Source organism: Chryseobacterium sp. T20 (assembly GCF_047345655.1).
Classification (GTDB): Bacteria; Bacteroidota; Bacteroidia; order Flavobacteriales; family Weeksellaceae; genus Chryseobacterium.
In genome coordinates, this window is sequence record NZ_JBLFDU010000001.1 from 74,176 (window position 1) to 98,996 (window position 24,821).

Consider the following 24,821-nt stretch of genomic DNA (forward strand, 5'->3'; position numbering starts at 1 on the left):
AGTTTACTTAGTCAATTTTGATATTGCTTCTTGAAAAATAGAATAGACTACTTTGCTTTTTCCAACAGGCACATCAAGCTGGTTCTTTTCAAATGCAATCCATAATTCATCTGCCACTTCTTTAGGGTCAATTCCGTTTTCACCTCCGCTTCCTGCGGAAAACTCTGTATTGACCAGCGGTGGAATCAGTTCGAATACTCTCACATTTGTCTGGGCTAATGATTTGCGCAACAATTGTGTGTATGCTTTAAGTGCAGCTTTACTTGTGGAATATGTGGGAATTGTTAACGTAGGAATAAAACTGAGAATAGAAGTAACATTAACAATTGCTGCATCACTCTTTTCTCTTAAATTCGGTAATAACAATTCATTAAAATGGATTATCGAAAGATAATTTGTATTGATCTCCTTTCTTGCATTTTCATAAGTTTCATCACTTTCAGCGAGCGAATAAGCATATGCTAATCCGGCATTATTAATTACGACATTCAGATCAGGATGATTTTGCTTTAATTCTTCAGAAATTCTAATACGTTCACTCTCAATGGATAAATCGCCTTGGATTCCAACCGCATTATTAAGCAAATTTAAAGCATTATCTAATCGTGTTTGATCACGTCCATTAATAATAACTTTGTTACCACTCGCAGAGAATTTTTTTGCTATTTCCAAACCTATTCCTGCTGATCCTCCAGAGATAAAAACAGTGTTGTTAGTTAAGTTCATTTTATTTTTTTAGGGTTATAAATTATATCATTAAAAATTCTAATGTTTGTATGTTTTAATTTAAATCGTGTGTAGTTTACAACAATTCTAACAGCATGTAAGTGGATGTTCCGTAAGCGTATAATTTACCTTCGTCATCCTTTAGATGAGATTCTACAAGTGCTGTACTTTTACCTAAATGGATCAGCTTACCTTCAGCAGTAATTCTACCGCTTCTGAGCGAAACAGGTTTTGTAAAATTCACTTTTAGCTCCAAAGTTGTGTAACCTTTGCCTTTAGGTAAGTGTGCATGAACTGCACATCCCATTACAGTGTCCAAAACGGTAGAAATAACACCGCCATGAATACTGCCTATTGGATTGTAATGAAATTCCTGAGGTAGGAATTCAAAAATGACTTTTTCATTATCAAATCCAACAGGATGAAAATCTAAAGTTTTCGCAATAGGTGGAGGCGATAATTCTCCGTTGATAATTCCATTGAGAAATTCACTTCCTGAAATAGTGCTTGCTTTTTTAAAAAGTTCGATGGGATCAGTCCAATCGTAGACTCTTGTTCTAGTGTTTGTATTCATATAACAATATTGCTTTGTTTAAAATTATACCGATCGGTATATAAAATGGTAAAAAAATTTTATTAGATAATACTTAATATGTTTTTAATAAAGATTTTATGTTTATTTATATGTCGATTTTCCATTAATGATTAAATATTAAAATTATAATGAATACAAAAGTATAAAAAATATACCGATCGGTATATTTTTTTATTGTTTTTTTCTTGAAAGAAATTTCAGGATTTTAATTGATTGATTCGAGTAAATTTCGATTTGATAAAGATAACCTTGGAGCGACCCATGCTATGTACTTTTGATGTACAAAATACTTGAGTAGTTTTTCTAACATAAAAGTACAATAGATTAAAAAAGTCATCAAGCAGTAAGGTTATGGATACAATATTTAAGATATTTAAAATAAATACTTCAGACTCTGAAAAAGCGGTTGAACAATATAATCAACTGCATAAGAATGAATTTGAAGAACTACTCATTGGAAAATGTCAAAATTTGGAACATTTTATCGATTTTAAAACACATTTAATTGAAGGACCATTTGTTAGCTTTATCTCCCAGGGAAAATCACATAAAATCAAACCGCTATTAAGCGAAGAAAAATGTGAAATTTGGGGCATACGTTTTAAAAGTGATTTTATTCCAGCCTCTATTTTCCAATTGTACTCGCTCTATCACGACAACGCAAACATAAATTTAAAAAACAACGAAAATTTTAACCGATTACTTATCATCTGTGAATTAATGTATCAAGAGTCTATACAAATGTCACCAGATTTTTCAGTCATCCGTCAACTCTTGATATGCCTCTTTACTATAATAGAATCAGAAAGAAAAAAAATGAATCTAAACAGTACAGAATCAAAAAAAATCCAGAATAATTCATTCAAAAACTTTCTCAGTTTGATAGAAGGAAATTATCGCAAATCAAAAGACATCAACTTTTACGCAGAAAACTTATTTATGACAACAAGAAATCTAAATTTAATTTGTCAGGAAATATTTCATCATAGCGCGTCAGAAATTATTGAGATCAGAAAGCTTACAGAAGCAAAAAACTTATTAGTCACAAGCGAAATGACTATTAGTGATATAGCTTACAGCCTGGGCTTTAATGAAAAAACATACTTCACTCATATTTTTAAGAAAAAGACAGGCTTCACTCCTACTGAATACAGAAAAGAAATGGCAAAATTAATTTCCTAAAATCACAAAATTTCTTCCGATATGTGTTATTCTTTAATCACATTTTTGAGGAAGTTTGTAATATAATTTAAAACAAAAAAAAATGAAAAAGTCAATTATCAAAAGAGTAGTATTTCTCGGTATGCTACTTTTCAGCATCACCTATTATGCACAAAACATTAAAAAACACGAAGCCGAAAAAGCCCTGAGAAAAATTAAAGAACTAACGGCCGCCGACCAAATCGTTTCAAAGAACTTAGAAACTTTTCAAACTTTAGATTTTGTAGTATTCAGCAACGAGGAATGGTCCAGACTACATGAAAGCCACGCAAAAGATATTATTGTTCATTTTCCGGATGGTCATATTGAAAAAGGTATTGAGCAACACATAAACACTTTAAAAGCAATGTTTGTTTATGCTCCGGACACTAAAATAAAAGAACAGCCATTCAGATTAGGAAAAGATAATCTAACTGCTGTTATGGGATATATGGAAGGAACATTTACAAAACCAATGCCTCTACCAGATGGAACATTCATGCAACCTACAGGCAAAAAATTTAAATTGCCAATGGCAACAATCGCTGTTTGGAATGCAGAAGGAACAATGAGCGAAGAATATTTGTTTTGGGATAACAAGGCATTTATGGACCAGATAAAGGATACAAAAAGTTAAGTTCCCTATACTAGCGCTTTTTGTACTCTACATTTTTATCAAAAAAATACAATAGTATTCTAATATTTAAATATAAATTATTTCAATACTTTGTAGTTTTCTTCATAGCTATTTTTTAATCTTAAATCGAAGCACCAATTAACTTGGTGCTTTTTATTGTAGATATCACGATTATTTTTTGCAGTTGAGATTGAAAGACAATCGTAAGTAATATGTTTACAATCCTTTGAGATTATTGTTTTTAAATACCAGATGGTTAAAATGACTCTTATTCCAGGTTCGCAGTACCTACTAATTGAAGATAAATATCAGAATATTAAAAGAAATATTGTCTTGGAATAAGTGAATAGGTATTACATGAATTACTCAATACTTAATCTGACATAATTATACCGATAGATTTAAACAAAAAGAAAACCTTATTATTCAAGATTTTCTTTTTTAAAACATTGGTAATAATTAAATTAAATAATCCAATTTCTTAGCAATAGTTTTTATTCACCCAGTCTAAAACTTTCTACATAATCTTTAATTCCCTTGCAATATCTCTCGTCAATTTTGACAATGGTCTCTTTGAAAAATCGGTTTCATGCAGATAATTCCCTAAAACCATTCTTCTAACATCATCTTCGCTACTAAAAAGTGTTCCTTCATATTTTTTAAATAGATCTTTAATATAATCATCATTATAAATTTGGGACTTCTGAATAATTTCGTTAATGTAATCTTTGTGCATATTATATAAACCAGATAGTTTGAAAGTTGAAATATTTCTAATTGCTGCTTTTATTTTTTTATTATCCCACGTACTCAATTCGTTTTTTTTAAACTTAACCCTATAAGCACTGCTTTTACCATTAACAAAATCGATGTTTTTTGGAGCAATAGAAAAAAGTATGTCTTCTGAAAATCCTTCAATAAAGGGATGAATGTTATCTCCCAGATTGAATATACTTGATCCTTTTAGATTTGAATTACATACATGGCAACTAGGCACTAAATTATAAAGACTTAAGGCCAGATAAGGATATGTAGCTTTATCAAAAAAATGATCGAACTCAAATCGGGTTCCTTTTTTCAAATCATTCCCCAATAAAAATGTGTAGCTTCGATTACAATAGGGACATACATTAATGGCAATTTTCTTAGCTAGTTCATAAGGATTCCATTTATCATAACTTGAATAATAGAAGACTTTTAATAGGTCGTCTCTATAGGTATAGTCAGGATCCTCAGTTTTGCCATAGGACAGATCTAATAAAGCACCATAATCCTCTTCAAATTTTTCTTTGAAAAGCTGAAGTTCTTTTGGTAATGCAGTCAGTATCGAATATCCTTGTTTATTTTTTTTAACTTTGGTTTTAAGATACTCATACATATCTTCCAAATCTTTATTGCCAGAGACATATTCTATTCTTTTATTAAGGAAATCAATTATTGTCCATTTTCTACCTTTTTTTTCGGTAAGGTTTTTATAATGCATTTCTAAAATAACTTTAGAATTTTGTAATTCAACTTTTATCATAATTTTAGAATTTTTTCAATTTTTTCTAATCTTTCATGTATATCCAAATTGAATCTGTCATTGTACATTTGCATCAACTTGTTCTTAATAATTGGCTCCCCGACTTGATGTATTAATTTTCTCATATTTTCTCTCTCATCATAAGTCAGGTAAATTCTTTTGCTAAGTTGTTCAATGATTATATTTATTTTCAAACTTGCAAAATCCCCTACTAAACCATTATCGACAAAAAATGAATCTGATAACAATGTATGGATATTGGCTGCAAATGTTTCTTTTTGTTCATTCAAACTGTCTTTGACTATTGTAAAAATGTTTCCTGAAGAATCTAAATATCTTTCTAAAAAAATGGTATTATAACTTAGAAGATCAGATGCTGGTATAGGGGAATTTGTTGTAAATATTAATTGTATTGTTCTATTGGGAAAAATGGTGGGAAGAAAATCCAGTAAAATTTTCACAAAACTTTTTTGCCATTGAGGATGCAGATACAAATCGCCTTCATCAATTAAAATTATCAAATGTTTGTTCAACTTCTCTGCTAAAATATCACTATCTGAAAGAGAATTAAATCGCGAATAAAGATTTAAAAGCGCTCTTTCTCCACTGCTAATATTTCTCCATCTAAAATTTAAGAAAGGCCTTATAAAAATAGATCCGGTGTATAATTTCATAAATTGATCAAATGATGAATCATCTCCTTTTTGAATATTCACTCTTATACCTTCAACTGAAAAACCAATCGAACTGATCTCATCTTCATTAATTGAATCTACGAGAATAATTAATTTGCGAATATTATCAAAATGATCATTTTCGTACCTATTACTAAAATGGCTTTGAAATTTGTCATAGAGCGAGGAGATATTTTCCAACAATTCAGAAACTTCTATATTATTCTTGTTTTCACTATGAAAAATTTCATCAATTAAAATGTAATCATCAATATTTTGATGTGATAAAAAAAAGTCAACAACAAAACTTAAATAAATGTTGATTATTAAACGAAACTTGATCTTTTTTTCTGTGTTTTCTATATAGTCTAATAAGCTTAATTGCGCTCTCGTAATTACATTTCCTATGTAAGTATATAAATTACTATTGTTCAGAAAATTATTATCAGTTAGTTTGAAATAATCATTTTTGATAGTAAATATCAATTCAGTAGGAATTTCAAATGGAAGCTTATTCGATTCATGAAATTTATGGATGAAATTAATCTGCCGATGAAGTTCGTTGTTTGCATAACTAGCCAGAACGTTATGGTTAGTAGCAACAGTAATAATTTTACTTTTAATATCTCGATCATAATCTAATAAAACTAAATTATTTGTAGAAATATCATAAATTCCTTTCAAATCAAAGCTGCCACCGGAGGTATCATAAACGTTTGAAAAATAGATTAAATCAGTAAAATCAAAACCTCGAAAATCATAACCTAGTGTTATTTCAAATGGATTTCTAACACCTTGTCCTTTAATCTGTTCTTTTTTCTGCTTAATTCTATCGATAGAAAAATTAGGGAGATCGATTTTGTTTTCTATTGACAAGTCTTCTGTATGATAAATAACAAATTTATTATCAATTTTAGTTATAAATATACAAGGACTTTCTAAAGGTAGACCTTGAGCAAAATTGTTTCTGATGAAATTTAAAATCGAGGTTTTTCCAGTTCCGTTTTGACCTATTATTGAGGTAATATTTAATAGCTGAGTATTTGCGTTTAACTGATAATGATTATTTATATATAAATCATTTTCTATAATATTAAGATTTTTAAATTCTTCCGAATAATTAAATATATATTCACATCCGAAATTCAGGTTTTGATTTTTAAGCTTTGTGTGATCCTTGATGAAAAGGTATACTATTTCCATGTATTATTAGTTTTTGATTGATCCTTTTTTTATTATATTAGTTTCTTAAATATAATAAAATTGATTACCGATAGAGAAGAATATTTAAAAGTACGTGAATTTATTAAAAATAAGTCTTTAAATTTAATGAATCATGAGCAAAAAAATAATGCAAAGACAGGAATTGCTATAGGTAATTATGAGCGGTTTTCTTCAAACGGAAAACATTATTATTTGATTCCGACAAATATTTATAAAGCTATCATAGAAAAAAATCTGCTAATTGCAAGAATAAACCATCCTGAATTATTTGGAACCGGACACGCAATGGACGTTTTAAAAGCAATACAAATTGTAGAACCTTGGTATGATCTAGAACGATTTGCTGATGTTTTAAGGTCCGAACAGTTCTGTTACATTGTGGAAGTTGATAATGGTAAAATAAATGAAAAAATTTTACGTCTGGATCTCTACCGTCACTTAAAAGCAAACGAGGATGGAAAGTCCGATTTTGTAGGCGGGATTTTTCATGCTTTTAAACACTTTAGTTGCGAAAACAGGTATCTATCGACAAGTAAAGAAATCAACAACATTGATAATCCAAAAGAATTAACTCACTTAATTCTGGAAGCTTTTTTTTCAAGTAGCTTGATTAGAATTGATGAAAACACTTATAAAGTGGAATTGAAGATCAATAATAAAAACTTTAGATTTATATTCTATCATGAAATAAAAACAGGTGTTTATTTTTTAAAAACCGTTTATAGAATTTAGATCGATTTTATACTTAATTTTCTCATTTTGATAATATGCTTATATAAACAAATTTTCATCTCAAAATTATAATTTTTTAACTTCATCTCTAATACTGTTTACAATTATTATTTTACACGACACCTATATATCGCTAACAATCAAAACCTTGCACTTAATAAAAACAACTACTTATTAGTCATTTTTTACCCATAAACACATATTATCAAACTTTTACAATCTAACATTTTGTATTCTACCTTTTAAGTCTATCTAGAAAATTTTTATTTGACTTAGAGTAACTCTATTACAAATCAATTTTGATAACAACCACATCCCCTTCTGCTTCCAGGATAGAGCTTTATTTAAATATCAATAAATTAAAAAATTGTAAATATTTCAATTTCAAAATATTATTATTAATTTTATAGCTATGAGCAATACCATTCACATTACCAGAAGTCAGTTGGAAAGCCCGCTGGAAGAAATCTTTATCCAGCAATTTGAAAAATTTGTAATGACCGTTTTGAAATAATTCCACAATATGAAATTCTGAACTCTGCGGGTCTTTTCCGTCTTGATTTTTTACTTAAATCCAACGACTACCGTGTTGCTATTGAACTTGATGGTAAAGAATTTCATGACCAGTGGATAGACGAATGGAGCGATGCAGTTATGCTGGGAAATGGACAGATTGATTGCATCTATCGTTTTAGAGGAAAAGATGTAACAACGTATATTCACGAATGCCTTTTTGCCCTATTTATAAATGACCGAAAACTTTTTGACAACCGTTATGCTCAAGTGTCTAAGTCCCTTGTTTACAGAGAGATATTCACAAATCCACACGCACAGTTTCGTCATTTGGCTGACTGTATGGTTTATTCCATCCCCACAACTGATGAATTTGGAGAGAATACTGGCAGGTACCACGATATTCGAATGATCAGAAGATCAAAGGGGGACCTTTCCCAACATTGGAAAACTCTTTTTGAATTTTCTCAAAATTATCCCGAAAAAAGTATCGATGAACTTATCATATGCCAAAATAATTATAATAAGTCAAGAAAATAGTAATTTTTAATTTATTTGTTTTCAAGCTCAATACAAATAAAAAGAGTTATTTTTTATTTGTATTGTATAAAGGATTCAATAATAAATATTGGTCTAAGCCCCAATCAAAATAGGCTACCTCATCTGCAGTAAACAAATTGTGTTCCTGCAGAAACTTTTTTCTTTCTTTCAGATAATTCAGGACTTTTTGCGCTCTATCAAAATTCTCGGCCTCAACAATTAATTGCTCCATGGCTTTTTTTTCTTTTTCTAATTGTTCTTTCTTTTCCTGTTCAGCCTGTTTGATCAATTCCTGTTTTCGCCAGTTTTCCTCAAGCTGTAAATGATATTCTTCTGAATACTCTGCAAAAAGTTCAAGATATGCTACAACACGAATCAGTTTTTCTTCAATTGGAGAATAAGGTGTATCCTTCCATTCTTTCCTATTCCAAGTATTCTCGTACATCTGTATGCAAAGTATATCTGTAAATACAAAATCTCTGGACGAATATTTACTTTGCTCATTACTGACATACTTCCCAAAATTACGAATACTTACATGAAGATCTCGACCCGATATTCTAACAATATTTTCGTTCCTGCCATTAAGATCAAAGCCATGGCCTCTATATTCTAAAAGTTTTACCAGAAAGTCAACAATCAGCAAAGCACGGGAAAGATGTTTTTTTTCCACGGATATCGGCAGGATAAGATTTTTTTTGAATCTTTTTTCCCAGTATTTTTCTGCAGACTCAAACCACTCTTTAGTATTCACTGTGATTTGATGTGGTGAGCTTAATCTTTTTGAAATCTTATTAGGCGATTTTTTATCAATTTCAATTGCCTTAATTCGATCATCAATTTCTTGACGGGGTATTGTTTTCATCGTTATGGTGAGCTGTTGTTATTTTAAAATAATTCTGTCATGGATGCTGTGAATATACGAATAGTATACATATGTCAGCGTTCAGGCAAGATCGGTGCACATACGCTGGATAGAGCTCTTTTGACATATATGATTGCTTCTTTTTCTCTTATGGTTCAGCCCATGTGCAGCCCATTCCCAGAAGGATATTGATTCATTAACAAAAGTAATTGGTAAGTTCATATATTGAAAAATTTACTTTTTACAGTAAACATATAATTCAAAATTATAGATTTAATAAAATTATTTATTGAGAAATGCTTACAGTGGTTATAGTTATCAAAACAATATAACTTAGCTTTTATTGTCCATAATTGATGAAGAGAAGTGTAAAGAAATGGAACGAAGTCTTCGAGAAGCTTTAAGTATGATGTACCAAAATCCTTACCCTCACAAACACGAAATCGAATTACTACAAAAAAATGAGTTAAAGTAATTTCTCCATTTAAATTACTGATTCAACACAAAACTATATTTATATTTGTTAGTAAATAATAACCTGATATCTGATGAAACAAGAATTTATAGATCAATTCAATACGCTAAAAAAAGTTCCGAACGAAAGACAGCTTTTACAGCAACGGGGAAGGGACTTTGAAGAATTAATCAATAATGTATTTCAAGAAGAAGGAATTTTAATTACGAGAGGATTTCATACTTCAGATAACAAGTCTGAACAAATAGATGGCGCCATAGAGATCGACAGCAGAATATTTTTAATCGAAAGCAAATGGGTAGACTCAAATTTAGCAGCATCAGAATTGTTCTCCTTTATTGGAAAAATCGAAAACAAATTCTTTGGGACACTTGGTATTTTTATATCAAAGGCAAAATTATCAGACAATTTTATTAATGCTCTTAATAAAGGAAGAAGACAAACGGTACTTGTTATACACGGGGAAGATGTTGACCTGTTATTTGATCCTGAAAATAATTTAGAAATCGGCAAATATATTTCCCATACCCTTAGCTATGCTCTTACGATAATACTCTCCATTTTCCAGTTAAAGCATATCTAAACATCTTAAAGAAGAAAGATTCGGTAGAAAAAATTGATAATCGCAGTGAGGATTCGATTGCCTTTATTAAAACCAATTTATGGAATACACCAATCTCTGAAGCTGATTTATTAATAAAAATAGAGGAAAATGGTAGCGCTTTAAATAATAAAATATTCGAAAAGATTATTTCAATGTATTATAAAGCTTATAACACCATATTTCAGGGTCTTAGTTTCGATTACACAATTATTGATAATTTTGATAAATTTTTAAGACAGTTTAGTCCTGATCAACACACTTTAAAAATTATTTCAAAAGAATATTATCAACATTTAATTTTTAAAGATTTTAATGTTTATCACCGTCCTTTTTTCTCCGATACATTCTCTAAATACTATGATCAAATTTCAGAAGATGAAAGAAATGAAATTGAAAAAAAGCTAGTCGAAAAATTCATTAAGGCTTTTAAAGATTCTAACTGGAATTTAGAGAATCAAATAACAGATATAATTAAACCAATCTGGGAAAAGATTAGTATAAAGGAAGATTTGAAAAAGTATTACCTATCAATCTTTTTAAGAGATACTTTAGATAAATTTTCACAGAAGAAATTTGCTAATGATCTCGTAAAGAATAATGAATTCAGTATAGAATTTACAGAAGACTGGCTTATGGAAAGGATTAGAAACATATATAACGACTACAAAAGAAATGTGGAAGAAAGTGATATTAGATTTGTTGCATTAACTTATATATCTCTAAATAAGATTTTAAATGTAGAAAACTGGATAGATTATATTAATTCATTATTTAAAATAGTTGAAAGAGAAAATACCTAAGAAAAAAAGACTGAAATTGTTGTAAAAATTATATACATTTCTAATATTATACAAGTAAATCGATTTTAAATTAAAGAAATTTGATGTCATATGAAACAGTAAACAGACTTGAACTATAAGTATGATAGACATAAAATATGGCAACAATATACTTGAATATAACAAAACTAATATCTTATTATTCATTGATTAAAGTCTTCATTCAACTTTAAAAAGACAATTGAAGCCAACTATAGACTAATAATATATATTTTGCTTGTTACGTGAATGAAAAACTATAATTGCAAAAAACTTTGCAACTACAAAAAATTTAATGCTAGATTTGGAATTACCAATTCCTGTTTAATTTGGCTCAAACGAACCAAATCATCAATAAAAGTGTTTGAAGATACGCTCGTCTTGTCACTGAAGGAGACAACTATTTTATAGTTGTCTCTATTTTTTTATGCATAAAAACCTATATATCAAACCTTTACAGTCTGACATTTTATGGTTTGATTTTTTCCGTATGAAAACCTGAGTCTATCTGAAATTGACAGTCTAAAAGTGCTCTATCAGAGATTTCATCGGCATTTAAGCTTGGTTTGAAATCCCATTAAGGTTATAATATTTCTTTCTTTTTTGGCTTATTGTAATTTTTGGATATTAAATATAGTAATTCCAATATAGTTTTAGCCTCCTTCTCATTTACCTGAATTCCATTCTTGGCCAAAAGAATAATTGCTTGCTCAATTGAAACATTTTTATCAATGAAATTCATTTTTCTTATTATTTTTTCGGTTACTTTTCTTTGATAAAATTTTTGAAAACGCTTGATTCAACCCTAAAGAAAGACTTCCTGTTTGGTAGTCAATATCAACCGGCGGAATAAGATTAACAAGATATCTTTTGTCTGAAGTATCAAACTCGGAAAATTTTTGAAAAATTTCAACTAGCGCTTTATCCTCTATTTGATTCTTTCTGTCGATAGCTTTTAATTTAAGAACAATATCACGCATTTCCTTGCTAAGATTTCTAGTATTAATTTGATGTTCTTTTTTTAATTCATTATAGTCATCAATTTTCAATATTCCTGCAATAAATAGTTTTCTACCTCTAGAAAGGGTTAACTCCTCTCTTTTATTTTTCTTTCCAATAATTTTTGGGTGTATAGATAACTAGCTTTCTGTATCTTTATATTCTGGTCTTCCAAAATATTCCTAAATAGTTCAACTGCATTATTTGATAGTATCAGCTGTTGAAGCTTATTTTGATAACATTCATTCAGAAAAACTGCATTTATCCTTGTCTTACATCCATCATGACAATGATAATATGGATATTTTTTTGATCGACCTTGTGAAATACTTGCACTAAGTTTTCGATCACAAACAGGACAAGTCAAAAAACCTTTAAGAAAAAACAGCTCTCTCAAATCATTTTTTTTAGAAGTAGTTTTTCTTTTTGTATTAATAACAGACTGAACCTGGTAAAATAACGACTCTGATATTAAAGGTTCATGCAAACCTTTTATCATTTGCTCTTCATTGGGTTCAAGTCTGACTGATATAAGCCCACAATAAACTGGATTCCGTAAAATTCTAAAAAAGTGTGACCGTGAGCATATCAATCCTTTTTCATTAGCTATTTTCATGATTTCAGAAATCTTATGATCGTTCTGGGCAACTTGATGAAAAGACCATTTTATAACATCCGCTTCAGGTTCTTTGGGAGCAATAGTTTTTTTACCATCCATTAATGTCAGATTAATGAATCCAATAGGTGCTTTATTAGGATATCTACCCATCAACTTTGCTCGACGAATGCCATTTGCTGTATTTTGAGCCCTCCGAGTATTTTCCGCTTCCGGAACGGCTAAATATACAGCCAGCATAACTGTACTTTCCGGCACAGAAAAATCAATTGGCTGATCAATAGCCATTGCTGTCGTTTTATATTTTCGCAGCTTTCCAATCATTTCGTAAGCATATTCAACGTTACGACTGAATCTGTCCCATTTTATAAATAGTATGTTTTTATCTTCTCCTGATGATTTCTTTTTAATTTCTGAAAACAATTCTTTCCACTCAGGTCGGTTGAAATTTTTGGCAGAATAGTCTTCACGATAGATTCCTTTGACTTCGATATTGTTATATTTACAATATTTCAATAATCTATCCTCTTGCTCGGGAAGGGAATAACCTTTTCTTTTTTGTTCGTCTGTACTTACACGGACATATAAATAGGCTGACTTCATATAATTAATGTATTTATTTGATTTACAAATTAATAATTAAAAAACATAAAATGAGAAATCATACACACTACTAGTTTTATATTGATATTAATTGAAAATTCTAAATATCTGCAAAGACAAGAAATTTATATTCAACAAAAAATCTGATTCTTTCAGAAGAAGAAACATTAAAAAGTAATTCAATGGCTAATCCAGCTGATAATATTAGGAAACACTTTTAGACTTTGGATAAGCAAATTCGTATATTTGATAGGTGTCAAACTATTACGAAACATCTATCAAAAGATGGGCTATTTTTATGAAAGAAATTATAAACACATTTGTTGATTTTGCATTGGAACAGAAAAAGCTGCAATTTTCCCCTAATGATCTTGATGCCATATTAATAAAAGAGAATATAGTTAAGCAGGAAAATAATTTGCTCTCCATATCAAATTATGAGATATTTATTCCTTATCTTTTTGGAAAATATCAAGATAAATATGGTTTTCAGATGAATGACTCTTTTGAAAAAAACATAGAATTTATCACCAATATCTTACAGCACTTTGATCACACTGAAAATTTCCATAATTTTCTGATCTTTGAAAAAGAAGTTTGGAAATTCATAATAAGAAAGGCTAATTCAAATCAAAATGAATCCTTCAATACATTCCTAGAAGCTATTGATTCCGAAAACATTCCTGAATATATAAATAACTTCTCTGAGGCTTATTCAAGTTTACTTCCGGAGCTAAATTTGACGGTCGACCAGATTTTAGCAAACACCATTTGTCTAGTGGAAATTACTAAAAGTGACACTGAGTACAACTTTAATCTAGGTCTAATTTTAAGCGGAATTCGAGAGAAAAGTTATTCAGATTATGATTTTGGCATAGAGCTTCTAAAAAAATCAGTCGATTTAGAAGACATTAATGACAATATTTTATCTGCGATTGTTACAGGTCTCTACGAAAGTAAAAATATAGTTTTTTATAACGACATTCTAAACGAGTTAATAGAAAAGGATCTAAAATTAAATGTCATCTTTTTTGGGCTATCAAAAATTTCAAACATACAAAATAGGGATTGTGATATATTCATTCAAATTGTAGAAAAGTATATTGGAAGCTATTTGTACAAAACCTCTGTGTTAGCACTTGTCTTTACAATATTGAGATCGAATGAAGAAAAATATCATGCATATTGTTTTCAAAAATTTCTTCCTGAAATTGATAATGAAAATACAGCGCAGTACATTTTAGTAAATTTGATGCTGGTCAAAGAATTCTATCCACAAAAAATTGAAGTTGTAATCAAATTTATAAGACAACCGTATTTTTGTATTGAAAAACATATTCGTTTACTGAATGGTTTCTTGTGGCATGTAAGAAAAATATGCTTTTTTAAAAATGTAGTTCTTAATATAACTGATAAAAAGCCATTTAAAAGTTTTATAAAAAGTTTCCAATCATACCTATTTACCTTAGATAAATCTGATCTGGATAGCTTTTTAATTGATCTTTTAACCAACAATACAGCAAGTAAACGTTTTTTAGGCGTTGAAATCTTCCATTTCCTTTCTGATAGAGTTCCATACATATTTACTTTAAATATTTTGGAACTATCTCCGCTTTCACAATACAAGCTTTGGATGTCTCTAACCGATGATTTTAATGATCCATCTCAAAGAATTGTTCCCCTACTCCCATTGTTAGATTCCAGCAGTGAGCTAATCAGGGAAAGTTTTATATGTAAATTAGAAGAAATATCAGAAGACTATGGAGGGCACGTACCACAGGCTTTAGAAAATAATTTAGATCTACAAAATCCATTTTATAAAAATACACTTGAAAGGATTAAAGTTTATATTTCAGAATATCATAAAAAGAATACTGAATTAAAAAACTCTATTAAAGAATTCAATCCTTATAATACGAATTACAAGTTGATCAGGAGTTTTAATGACTCTTTTCACAAAAGCATGGGGAAATCAATTAACAAAGATCTTGAAAATGATAGTCTTCTCTCAATCTTAGGAGGAAATACTATACAACTTGCAAAAGGTGGAGGCTTCAGAATGGGAGCAGACCAGCCTATCTCCGAACTCAGTACTTTTGGTTCCAGTTTTACAATGCCAAGAAGTTATTTCATTAATTATAATAAATATGAAATAGAAAAAGGGTTATATCGAAAAAAAGATTGGTCAGATGAGGATTTTGCACAGATAATAAAAACACTTGAAAATGAATAGTAATGCCATTATAGTACAGGAATATTTAGCATCCTTAAAGGAAGATTCAGAATTAGATTATTTGTTTCCCTTACTACTCAACGTAATGGGATTTAGAATCATACAAACAGCTAAAGAATCAAAGGGACAATCGCAATATGGTAAAGATATCATTGCAGTGGGCAAAGACAAGAATGGAATTGATCACAAATGGTATTTCGAACTAAAAGGACATGCTGATAGAGATATCACCCAAGCTACATACTTCAAGACTGACGGTATTAGAGAATCAATAATGGAAGCTAAAGACACCATTTTCAAGGATTCGAGTATTTCAGATTTTAATCAGCTACCCGTAAAGATTGTTATTGTTCATAATGGAGTTTTGAAAACAAACATCCGGAACACCTTTGAAGGTCTAATTACACGAGAATTTAAGGAAGGAGAATTTGAACGTTGGGATATTTACTATTTAACCGAATTATTTGGAAAATATTTATTCAACGAATATCTACTTTCCGACAGCGACAGCGCTAGATTATTGAAAAAAACCTTAGCATTCTTAGATGCTCCTGACAATGAATTTTTAGAATTTAAAGAACTGGTAAATATACAGTTCAAAAGATTTGAAAGCATTAGAAGCAGAGCTTTCAGGAAGTTATTTGCTACATTAAATCTATTAAACTCACTAATATATCATTATAGTAGTGAAAACAACTACTTATTACCAGCAAAAGAATGTTCTAAATTTTTAATTTTGAAAACTTGGCATTGGATTTTAGAGAATAATTTACAATCCAAAAAAGCAGTTGTCCTTGAATTTAGAAAACTCCTTAAGAACCAAACTTTAATTTTAGGAAAATATTTCCAAAAAACCTTTCTAGCAGCAAAGATTGAAAATGGGTTATTTTCCGAAATGGGTGGATTTTATGAGAAAATTGGTTATCCAATAAGATGTTTTGAGTATTTGGATGACATCATTTATTATTGTAGATTAAGAAACACCGTATATGAATCGAAAAATATAGAGAAGATTAAAAACAAACAAAAAGACTTAATCATAGAATTGGTAGAAAATAATAGTGGTTTCAATAGACCAATTTTTGATAACCATTCAATACCTATAGTCCAATTGTTTCTATTTTTTAGTGATAAAAAAACATTGAGACAAAAGGATGTTAATTTCTTATATAATTACTGTGATCAGGTTATTTCAAATATAAGAATTGAAAAGATTAGACACAATAGATTACCAGAACTCTACAATAATATTGACTCAGTTGTCGAGTTTTACTCTACGAATATAAAACCAGAAAACTATAGTGATAAATCCTCTGTCTTACTAGCAATCATGCTGGAGTTTAGCATCATTTTTAATTCTGAATATCTATTTAAACAAATACTATCCTTTATAGATGAAAACCTCAGTTTACAGATTGTATCAATTGACCCGACAAAACATACGGTCGAAAAACTTTTATTTGAAAGAAATTTACACAATGAGTATTTTGTAGAAACAATTGACAGGGTTAAAGATGATTTAGAATTTTTAAAAAACAGTGGCATACTAAGTGAATTTAAAAGTACTGTTTTAGAAAAAGTAGAATCACCTCAGCAATACAATACGGACTTATTGGGGCTATCTTGTATCAGATATCTTGCACATAGTTATTTTAAAAATGAAATTTTACCAGAGGAATGGAGAGCTTTGATAAAAAAGATATAGCTTTTTTATTATATACTATATTTCAGTTTATTTTTCATTAAATTTGATAGACCAACAAATTTAAAACTTATCGCTTTAAAAACAAGACCTAAGAGATTTCAAAGTCGACAGGAGAACCTCATAGACGCCAACGTGATAATAAAAAACTCCCGGAAATACACCTTCACTTACCACCCAAGAAGAAGCAAGAAAAATAAATATGTAATATGACAGTTACAATAAATTAACAACTGAAAAATTAGAGTTAGGACTATTCCAGTTATTATTAACAATGATGGAATTAATTTCCGACATACTATAATTTGGTATATTTAGTCTATCGACTGCACTACTCCCATAGTTTTCTTTAAAAATTCTTCCACATCCACTTGTTGCGTCATTCTCCCACGGATGATATAGATGTGTTTTACAAAGGCACCCCCATTCTTTTCAATAATTGCTTTAAAATCATCAATATATTTCTGTTCAAATTTACTGTTCATGGAGTTGAAGAGAATGACTTTCTTGCCTGTAAAGTTGTTGTTACGGGCAAATTCAAAAATTTGAGGAGCCGGGCTGTACAACCAGATTGGAGAACCGATGTAGATGGTGTCATATTTCAGCAGATCAATTTTACCAGGAGTAATCTCAGAGGCTGTATTTCTTGCGTCCTGTAATGCTTCAATCCATCCGGTGAATCCGATATGATCTCTGTCTGATTGGATAGGTATTACTGCTGCATGCTTTATTTCAGCAATCTTTCGGGCCATTAATTCTGTGTTTCCTGAACGTGAAAAGAAGACAACCAGATGCTTATGATGATCTCCATTTTGGCTCAGCGACTTAATGATATTTTTATTTCGGTGATATTGGTAGCTGTCAATGCTCACAATGGTTATGGAAAATATAAAAACACCTGTGATGATGGCTCCTAAAGCTATCCAAAACATTTTTTTTAGATTTTGTTTTTTCATCCATTACTTTCCTTTATTACTGAAAAAAAGACCTGCAAAATATCACAGGCCTTTCAAAAAAACACTTATACAATTACCTCAGCAATCTGAAATGTTTCTGCCAGATATTCCGGATAGTTTTCCAGATCGGATTCTATTTTCTGATCTCTGAAAATATCAAATGTCCCATAATCCGGCATAATTTCGTAGCCTACAAAACGGTAGGAACTGGTTAGGTTTAAGAATAAATCAGCAGTCGTCTTTCCCTGCATTAAAACCTGATCCGGATTACCAAATGCTTCCCTCGGAGCGTTCCATGTTGCAGACACCATAAATTTTTTGCCATACATTTTTCCTCCTGTACCATATTGTTTGCCTGGATCTTCTTCGCTTCTGCCGTCTGCTTCCTGAAATTTCTTTGAAAACAAACCTGCATTGAATACTTCATCTACATATTTCTTATAGATCCATGGTGCCCCAAACCAATTGACAGGGGTTTGTAGAATAACGATCTCAGCGGCAAGATGTTTTTCAACTTCTTCAGTAGGATCATAGCCATTTTCAATGTATGTTTCTAGTACCTGATAGCCATTGGAAATAAAAAACTCTTTTGCTTTATCCTGAAATGCTCTATTCAATCCTCCTTCAGACCAGTTGGGGTAAGTTAAATGGGTATTGACTAAAAGCACTGTTTTTTGATTGCTCATTTTTTCTTTTTTTCTTACATGTTAAATATTGAAATCGATAAAAGATGGTTTATCACCATACACTCCCGGTTTATTCACCCCTACACTTGCTTTTACGTCTTTTCCTGACTCAATAATATCTCTGATGTAAACAGCAACCGCTTTTCTGGAAACTTCTGTTCCGATAAATGGTTCTCCTTTCTGCGTTGTTTCAAAATCTACCTCATCATTATCCGTTAACCAGCTTGGGCGTACAACGGTATAATCAAGGTCTGAAGCTTCAATGATATCAGCAGCTTCTCTATAGCGAACGAGATCCTGACCAATGATTGCCTCATTCCATTCTCCGAACTTGCCAGGAATTTCTTTGTAGATTCCCAGGGAAGTTGTGAAGATTAATCGTTTTACATTAGTCGATTAAGTGCTTAGAAATTCTTCCGTTAGCACCAATAATTATAATTTTCTTTGTCATTTTTTATTGATATTTTAATTTTAATAGAAAGATGGTTTATCGCCTTGTGATCCTGGTTTTTGAACTCCAACACTGGCATGATTATCTTTTTCCTGATTTTTCAGAAGGCTAACAATATATGCTGCCACTGCCTTACGGGATACTTCTGTACCGGTAAAAGGCTCTCCCTTCTGGGTAGTCTCAAAATCTGTTTCATTTTTATCGGTAAGCCATGATGGACGAATTACCGTATAATTTAAAGCCGATCCTTCAATAATATCTGCTGCATGACGGTAACGCACCAGGTCTGAGCCAATCATCCTGTCATTCCACTGTCCGAATTTTCCGGGAATTTCATGATAGATCCCAAGAGAGGTAATGAAGATTAACCGTTGAACTTTTTCTGCTTCCATTGTTTTCACAATTTCACCGGCCATTTTATCTACCTGGCCTATAAGATTGGCATAAACGATATCCTGCCCTTTTACAGCTTTCTGTAAATCTTCCTTGTTCAATACATCTCCTTTAATAATTACAGCATTGGGAGCCTGTTCTTGCAGACCATTGATATTTCTTGCAAACAGAGTAAGTGCAATATTTTCATCATCTTTAAGATCTTCTATAACGTGCTGTGCAATTGCTCCACTTGCACCCAGCACTAAAACTTTTGTTGCCATTGTTTTCAATTTTATACTACAAATTTACGCTATGTCTTTACCGTCAATGGGAAACAGATTACCTAATTAAGGATACTTTTTACGGTTTTTTATCTTATCAATCCTTGCAACTGTTCCTTCATAAAAAAGTAAAAACCCCTCCACAGCGTGAAGAGATTCTTACCATCAACTTAAATCATATTTAAAATAAAATACTTAATACATATAGGCCCCATTATCTACCGTAAGAACCCTTCCGGTTACCGCTTTACTCATATCACTTGCCAGATATAAAATTGCGTTGGCCTGATCTTCAGGCTGTGTTGGCGGCACTTCGGTATTTACGTACAGAGAGTTATACTTCAACATTTTATCTCCTCCTGCTAAATCTCCTGCCGCCCATGCTCTTGCCATAGGAGTGTCTGTATGACCGGGAGCCACTGCATTACAACGGATTCCTGTTCCAGAAAAACGAATCGCTATATTTTTTGTCATGATATTAACGGCTCCTTTGGTAGAAGTATAAGCTACTCCACAAACAGGAAGTGAACCGTTAACGGATGTTACATTAACAATCACTCCTTCATTTCTTGGCATAAAATGCTGCACTGCTTCACGGCAATACCTGAAAATCCCAAAGTAATTGATCTGGGCTACCATTTCGAAATGCTCATCGGTGGTTTCTTCAATGGAATACATATCGCCATATCCGGCATTATTGACCAATATATCTACCTGTCCAAAGGTTTCTATTGCCTTCGTGAAAACTTCTTTAGGTGCTTTTGGATCTGCTGAATCAGCCACCAATCCGATTGCCTTCCCTCCTGCTCCTGTTATCTCACCCACTACTTTATCAAGTTCTTCTTTGTTGATGCTTGTCAATACTAAATTAGCTCCTTCCTGAGCGAATAGTTTTGCGGTTGCTAACCCTATCCCACTGCTTCCTCCTGTAATGACAGCTGTTTTATTTTCCAGTAATAATTTCATTTTTATTTCATTTTTACATTAGAATACTACTTAGGTTAAGCTCCCATGTAGGCTCCGTTGTCTACTACAAGAACAAGTCCTGTTACTGCTTTACTTAAGTCACTAGCAAAATACAGGATTGCATTCGCCTGATCTATCGGCTGGGTATAAGGTAATTCCTGATCGGCATATTTTGCAGCGAACTCCACCATTTTCATACCTCCTGAAAGTTCACCGGCTGCCCAGGCCTTTGCCATAGGTGTTTCTGTATTTCCGGGAGCTACAGCATTACAACGGATACCTGTTCCAGAGAAACGGATTGCTATATTTTTAGACATCATATTTACCGCTCCTTTTGTAGAGGTATAAGCGACTCCTCCTACAGGAAGAGACCCGTTGATGGATGTTACATTGACAATCACGCCTTCATTTCTTAGCATAAAATGCTGTACTGCCTCTCTACAGAAACGGAATACTCCAAAATAATTAATCTGTGCTACCATCTCGAAATGCTCATCGGTGCATTCATCAATAGCTACCATATCACCATATCCGGCATTGTTGACCAATATGTCTACTTGTCCGTACTTTTCAATGGCTTTTGAAAACACTTCTTTTGGTGCTTTCGGATCACCTGAATCTGCCAGAATGCCAATCGCATTTCCACCCAGATCAGTGATACCTTTTACAGCCTCGTTTAATTCATTTTCATTACGTGCTGTAAGGATTACATTGGCTCCTTCTTGTGCAAACAACTGTGCCGTAGCCAAACCTATTCCTTTGCTTGCTCCGGTAACAATTGCCGTTTTATTTTCTAATAATAATTTCATTTTGATATTGAATATTTTAATTGGTTTTTATTTATTCTGAACTCTATTTCAGCAACTCTACTTTAATGGTTGCCGTCTTATTGCTACTCATTGCAGATACATCATCTTCCGTTTTCCCGATATAAAACAGCTCATTATCAGCAAAAGTTCCATCTGCAAAGAATATCCCTAACCCCTTATATTCTGCGGAATATACAAGATGTCCTTTTTTAGCCTCCTTGACAGGTTTTAAACCATTGGTCGTAATTGCTTTTGTTGTAGGCAGATAATAATGATTATCATGATAAATGCCAGCGGAACCTTCAAACGGTAATGTTTTCAGCAGTTCTTCTGTTGTTTTATTGTTTTCCAGCGTAAATACATAAGATTTACCATCCACACTAATCTTTATGACAGGGGCTTCTTTTTTGGCAAGCTGTGACAGCTCCGGTTTTAAGATTCCTTTGTTCTCTGTTGTGGTATTGCTACATGAAATGATTGCAGTTACTACAACAATTGGGATTACAGAAAAAAATTTGTTCATATCAGTATTCTTTTATTTTGATTAATTTGGACTGGAAGATGGAAGAGAGAGGCTGGAAGTTACTTTTAGTTATAAGTATAAATAGTCACCTGCCTAAGTGTGGAACTTATTCTTTCTTATTCTGAGTCGTATACTTTTATAAAGTCTACCATAAAATCGTCAAGCTTAGTCTCGCTCAATACAGGTTTATTTAAATAATAATCGCTATAGATTGTTCCATCAGCCCTGCCTTTATTCATTTCTAAAAATAATTTTGCTGTCTGTTGAGACATTCTATTTTGTAAAAGGGAGGCTGCTAACTGTCCCTCTGTAATCTCGAGCCATTTCAATCCGGGATTTTGTATGGTATTCCCTATTGTTTGCACCAGATCATTTCCACTGAGTTCTTCACTGGCTACATAGCGAACTTTTTTACCATCAGAGACACCTGTTAATTCTTCTGCTATAACAGCCGCAATATCTTTCGGAGCTACCCATGGTTCAATCACCTCTGCGCCATAATTGGAAAAAATGCTATTTTGGGACTTTATAGTGGGAATGAATCCATAAATATTACTGAAGAAACTCGGTGGACGAACAAAGGTAACTGCAACATCATCCGGTAATGTTCTTACGATATTTTCAGCAATGTGATGTGATGTCAACAACCCTGCTCCGCTTTCCAGATGTGCTCCCATACTACTGAGATGAACAACCTTCTTTACTCCCGATTTTAGTATAGCTTCTGTATATATTGTTACTATTTTCCTATAAAAATCAAGAACATCATTTTCCGGATCAAAAAAATTAACAGACGGTATCATTAAGTACACTGCATCTGCTCCTCTAAATGTTTCTGTCAGAAAATTAACATCTTCTACAGATCCTATAGCAGGTTTGGCTCCAATAGCTTCAATACTCGTTTTATTCTGCTCACTGCGACTAACAACCGTTACTGTATTTTCGTTCACCAATTGCTTTGCCAATGGTAATCCAATATTTCCAAGAGAGCCTGTTATTACAATATTCATTGTCTTGATTGTTTTAAATTAACATGGAAACTTTTTACTTTTCCTGAATTTCAGGATTAAATGCTCTCAGATAATCTATATATCCTTGTCTCCCCAGCTTTAGATAATGTTCATAATGCTTTTGTGCATCTTCACCGGCAACGTAATTCAACTTTTTTTTACCATCTGTAACAGCTTCATAAACAATGTCAGCTATTTCCTCTGATGTGGAAGAGTACGTATCAAAAGCCATTGCCTGCATCCCTCTTTGAAATACAGAGGTATATTCTTCTTTCATCCCTATCTTCACGTTGTCGATGAATGCTGATTTAATAACTCCAGGTGAAACTGTTTTAGTAACAATATTGAAAGCATTCAATTCAAATGCAAGAGTTTCGTAAAATGCTTCTACTCCTGTTTTGGCGGTATTATAGATAGAGTTTACCGGAACCGGAATAAGTCCTGCCAATGAAGTAACGGCAACGAATAAACCTTCATTCTTCTCTCTGAAATAGGGAATAAACGCATTGGTTACCCTGATTACTCCTAAAAGATTGGTATTAAGCTGTTCTACAATCTGTTCATCTGTAAGACTTTCCGCCGGACCAGCTAAGCCATAACCAGCGTTGTTCAGAATAACATCAACTCCCGTATCCGCAATGACTTCTGCTGCGACCTGATTAATCTGCTGTGGATTTGTGACATCGAGTTCCAACACTTTTATGTTTTCCAACGTTGCCAGATCTTTCCCTTTTTCGGTATTACGCATGGTAGCCAACACTCTCCATCCTTTGGATTGAAATAGTAATGCTGCTGCTCTTCCCAGACCGGTTGATGCGCCTGTAATTAATATTGTTTTCATTATTTTTTATTCTTTTTATATGAATCAAATTTAGATAGAAACTCTACAAGCATTAGGAAACAGATTACGTTTAAAAGGATACATTTTACGGTTTCTTCAAGCATATACTTTGATATAAAAAAAGACCATCTCAAAAATATGAGAATGGTCTTTTTTCTAACCTGTTTAACAATTATACCTGAATCAGATACCTTGTTTTTCACTACAAAACAGGATTGTTATTTCCCGTTATAATCTTCATCTGAAACCGGATCCATCCAATTCACCAGTCCTTTTTCGGCATTGATTCCAATCGCTGTATGGATCATTACGCTATCGGGAGAAGCTCCGTGCCAATGCTTAATTCCAGGCATAATGTTTACAAAACCTCCTGCTTCTATTTGTTGTACGGGACCTCCTTCTTCCTGATAATAACAAACTCCTTCCCGAATCAAAAGAATCTGATTACTGCCGTGTGTATGCCAGTTGTTGCGTGTACCCGGAGCAAACATCACTTCTCCTACGTAAGCATCTGTTTGAGCATCCGGAAACACATAATTTTTCAGCCATGCTTTTCCTGTAAAATATTCTGCAGGTGCAGGCAAAAATCCCATGATTTCAATTTCTTGGTCTGAATACATGATTCTATTTTTTGACTTTAAC

The 24,821-nt window shown here is 31.9% G+C and carries 23 protein-coding genes and 2 pseudogenes; 7 read left to right on the forward strand and 18 right to left on the reverse strand.

Features of this window, described 5'->3' with window-relative positions; translation table 11 throughout:
• Positions 1–3: 3 nt before the first annotated feature.
• Both ACMA47_RS00295 and ACMA47_RS00300 read right to left on the reverse strand, forming a co-directional pair.
• Positions 4–726: an SDR family oxidoreductase gene (locus ACMA47_RS00295; RefSeq protein ID WP_413928178.1), complete on the reverse strand. Its 723-nt coding sequence runs from the start codon at positions 724–726 to the stop codon at positions 4–6.
• A 76-nt stretch (positions 727–802) separates the two neighbouring features.
• A complete protein-coding gene (locus ACMA47_RS00300) occupies positions 803–1,300 on the reverse strand; it encodes a PaaI family thioesterase (protein WP_413928179.1) in 498 nt (165 codons plus the stop codon).
• A gap of 372 nt (positions 1,301–1,672) precedes the next feature.
• On the opposite strand from ACMA47_RS00300, the gene ACMA47_RS00305 reads away from it, so the two are divergent.
• Together ACMA47_RS00305 and ACMA47_RS00310 are read left to right on the forward strand one after the other, a co-directional pair.
• Positions 1,673–2,503: a helix-turn-helix domain-containing protein gene (locus ACMA47_RS00305; protein ID WP_413928180.1), complete on the forward strand. Its 831-nt coding sequence runs from the start codon at positions 1,673–1,675 to the stop codon at positions 2,501–2,503.
• 82 nt (positions 2,504–2,585) lie between these two features.
• Positions 2,586–3,158 (forward strand): ester cyclase, encoded by a 573-nt coding sequence (locus tag ACMA47_RS00310; RefSeq protein WP_413928181.1) that lies wholly within the window; start codon positions 2,586–2,588, stop codon positions 3,156–3,158.
• A gap of 517 nt (positions 3,159–3,675) precedes the next feature.
• Here the strand turns inward: ACMA47_RS00310 and ACMA47_RS00315 are convergent.
• Positions 3,676–4,683, reverse strand: a complete 1,008-nt coding sequence (locus ACMA47_RS00315; RefSeq protein WP_413928182.1) for a hypothetical protein — start codon at positions 4,681–4,683, stop codon at positions 3,676–3,678.
• On the reverse strand, positions 4,680–6,560 hold the full coding sequence (locus tag ACMA47_RS00320) for an AAA family ATPase (protein WP_413928183.1): 1,881 nt from the start codon (positions 6,558–6,560) through the stop codon (positions 4,680–4,682). Before ACMA47_RS00320 ends, ACMA47_RS00315 begins: the two co-directional genes overlap by 4 nt.
• Positions 6,561–6,620: 60 nt before the next feature.
• Between ACMA47_RS00320 and ACMA47_RS00325 the strand changes: the two genes are divergently transcribed.
• A complete protein-coding gene (locus tag ACMA47_RS00325) occupies positions 6,621–7,313 on the forward strand; it encodes a hypothetical protein (RefSeq protein WP_413928184.1) in 693 nt (230 codons plus the stop codon).
• A gap of 1,099 nt (positions 7,314–8,412) precedes the next feature.
• Here ACMA47_RS00325 and ACMA47_RS00330 read toward each other — a convergent pair.
• Positions 8,413–9,231, reverse strand: a complete 819-nt coding sequence (locus tag ACMA47_RS00330; protein WP_413928185.1) for a hypothetical protein — start codon at positions 9,229–9,231, stop codon at positions 8,413–8,415.
• A gap of 548 nt (positions 9,232–9,779) precedes the next feature.
• Here ACMA47_RS00330 and ACMA47_RS00335 point away from each other — a divergent pair.
• Positions 9,780–10,289, forward strand: coding sequence for a restriction endonuclease (locus tag ACMA47_RS00335; protein ID WP_413928186.1), 510 nt, complete (start codon positions 9,780–9,782; stop codon positions 10,287–10,289).
• 173 nt (positions 10,290–10,462) lie between these two features.
• Positions 10,463–11,110, forward strand: coding sequence for a hypothetical protein (locus tag ACMA47_RS00340; protein WP_413928187.1), 648 nt, complete (start codon positions 10,463–10,465; stop codon positions 11,108–11,110).
• 601 nt (positions 11,111–11,711) lie between these two features.
• Here the strand turns inward: ACMA47_RS00340 and ACMA47_RS00345 are convergent.
• Genes ACMA47_RS00345 through ACMA47_RS00355 form a run of 3 tightly spaced genes read right to left on the reverse strand, consistent with a single transcriptional unit; the run spans position 11,712 to position 13,346 of the window.
• Positions 11,712–11,870, reverse strand: a complete 159-nt coding sequence (locus ACMA47_RS00345; RefSeq protein WP_413928188.1) for a PTS sugar transporter subunit IIBC — start codon at positions 11,868–11,870, stop codon at positions 11,712–11,714.
• A complete protein-coding gene (locus tag ACMA47_RS00350) occupies positions 11,857–12,177 on the reverse strand; it encodes a hypothetical protein (RefSeq protein WP_413928189.1) in 321 nt (106 codons plus the stop codon). Before ACMA47_RS00350 ends, ACMA47_RS00345 begins: the two co-directional genes overlap by 14 nt.
• A gap of 38 nt (positions 12,178–12,215) precedes the next feature.
• Positions 12,216–13,346, reverse strand: coding sequence for a recombinase family protein (locus ACMA47_RS00355; protein ID WP_413928190.1), 1,131 nt, complete (start codon positions 13,344–13,346; stop codon positions 12,216–12,218).
• Positions 13,347–13,644: 298 nt separating this feature from the next.
• Between ACMA47_RS00355 and ACMA47_RS00360 the strand changes: the two genes are divergently transcribed.
• Together ACMA47_RS00360 and ACMA47_RS00365 are read left to right on the forward strand one after the other, a co-directional pair.
• Positions 13,645–15,579: a hypothetical protein gene (locus ACMA47_RS00360; RefSeq protein WP_413928191.1), complete on the forward strand. Its 1,935-nt coding sequence runs from the start codon at positions 13,645–13,647 to the stop codon at positions 15,577–15,579.
• A complete protein-coding gene (locus tag ACMA47_RS00365) occupies positions 15,572–17,284 on the forward strand; it encodes a hypothetical protein (protein ID WP_413928192.1) in 1,713 nt (570 codons plus the stop codon). The genes ACMA47_RS00360 and ACMA47_RS00365 overlap by 8 nt, the downstream gene beginning before the upstream one ends.
• 311 nt (positions 17,285–17,595) lie before the next feature.
• Here the strand turns inward: ACMA47_RS00365 and ACMA47_RS00370 are convergent, their stop codons facing one another.
• The 10 genes and pseudogenes from ACMA47_RS00370 to ACMA47_RS00415 form a co-directional block, all read right to left on the reverse strand.
• Complete coding sequence (locus tag ACMA47_RS00370) at positions 17,596–18,213, reverse strand: flavodoxin family protein (protein ID WP_413928193.1); 618 nt, start codon at positions 18,211–18,213, stop codon at positions 17,596–17,598.
• A gap of 197 nt (positions 18,214–18,410) precedes the next feature.
• Positions 18,411–18,923 (reverse strand): annotated as a pseudogene (locus ACMA47_RS00375) (NAD(P)H-dependent oxidoreductase); the annotation flags it as partial.
• A 21-nt stretch (positions 18,924–18,944) separates the two neighbouring features.
• Positions 18,945–19,304: pseudogene (locus tag ACMA47_RS00380) on the reverse strand (NAD(P)H-binding protein); the annotation flags it as partial.
• Between the two features lie 90 nt (positions 19,305–19,394).
• Positions 19,395–20,030: an NAD(P)H-binding protein gene (locus tag ACMA47_RS00385; RefSeq protein WP_413928194.1), complete on the reverse strand. Its 636-nt coding sequence runs from the start codon at positions 20,028–20,030 to the stop codon at positions 19,395–19,397.
• Positions 20,031–20,225: 195 nt separating this feature from the next.
• Positions 20,226–20,996 (reverse strand): SDR family NAD(P)-dependent oxidoreductase, encoded by a 771-nt coding sequence (locus ACMA47_RS00390; RefSeq protein WP_413928195.1) that lies wholly within the window; start codon positions 20,994–20,996, stop codon positions 20,226–20,228.
• Positions 20,997–21,031: 35 nt separating this feature from the next.
• Entirely contained in the window at positions 21,032–21,805 is a 774-nt protein-coding gene (locus ACMA47_RS00395; RefSeq protein ID WP_413928196.1) for an SDR family NAD(P)-dependent oxidoreductase, read from the reverse strand.
• A gap of 43 nt (positions 21,806–21,848) precedes the next feature.
• Positions 21,849–22,328 carry a cyclophilin-like fold protein gene (locus ACMA47_RS00400; protein WP_413928197.1) on the reverse strand — a complete coding sequence of 160 codons (480 nt, stop codon included), beginning with the start codon at positions 22,326–22,328 and terminating at the stop codon, positions 21,849–21,851.
• Positions 22,329–22,444: 116 nt separating this feature from the next.
• Positions 22,445–23,338, reverse strand: a complete 894-nt coding sequence (locus tag ACMA47_RS00405) for an NAD(P)H-binding protein (protein ID WP_413928198.1) — start codon at positions 23,336–23,338, stop codon at positions 22,445–22,447.
• A gap of 34 nt (positions 23,339–23,372) precedes the next feature.
• Positions 23,373–24,179, reverse strand: a complete 807-nt coding sequence (locus ACMA47_RS00410) for an SDR family oxidoreductase (protein WP_413928199.1) — start codon at positions 24,177–24,179, stop codon at positions 23,373–23,375.
• 218 nt (positions 24,180–24,397) lie between these two features.
• Entirely contained in the window at positions 24,398–24,799 is a 402-nt protein-coding gene (locus ACMA47_RS00415) for a cupin domain-containing protein (RefSeq protein ID WP_413928200.1), read from the reverse strand.
• Positions 24,800–24,821: the final 22 nt, after the last annotated feature.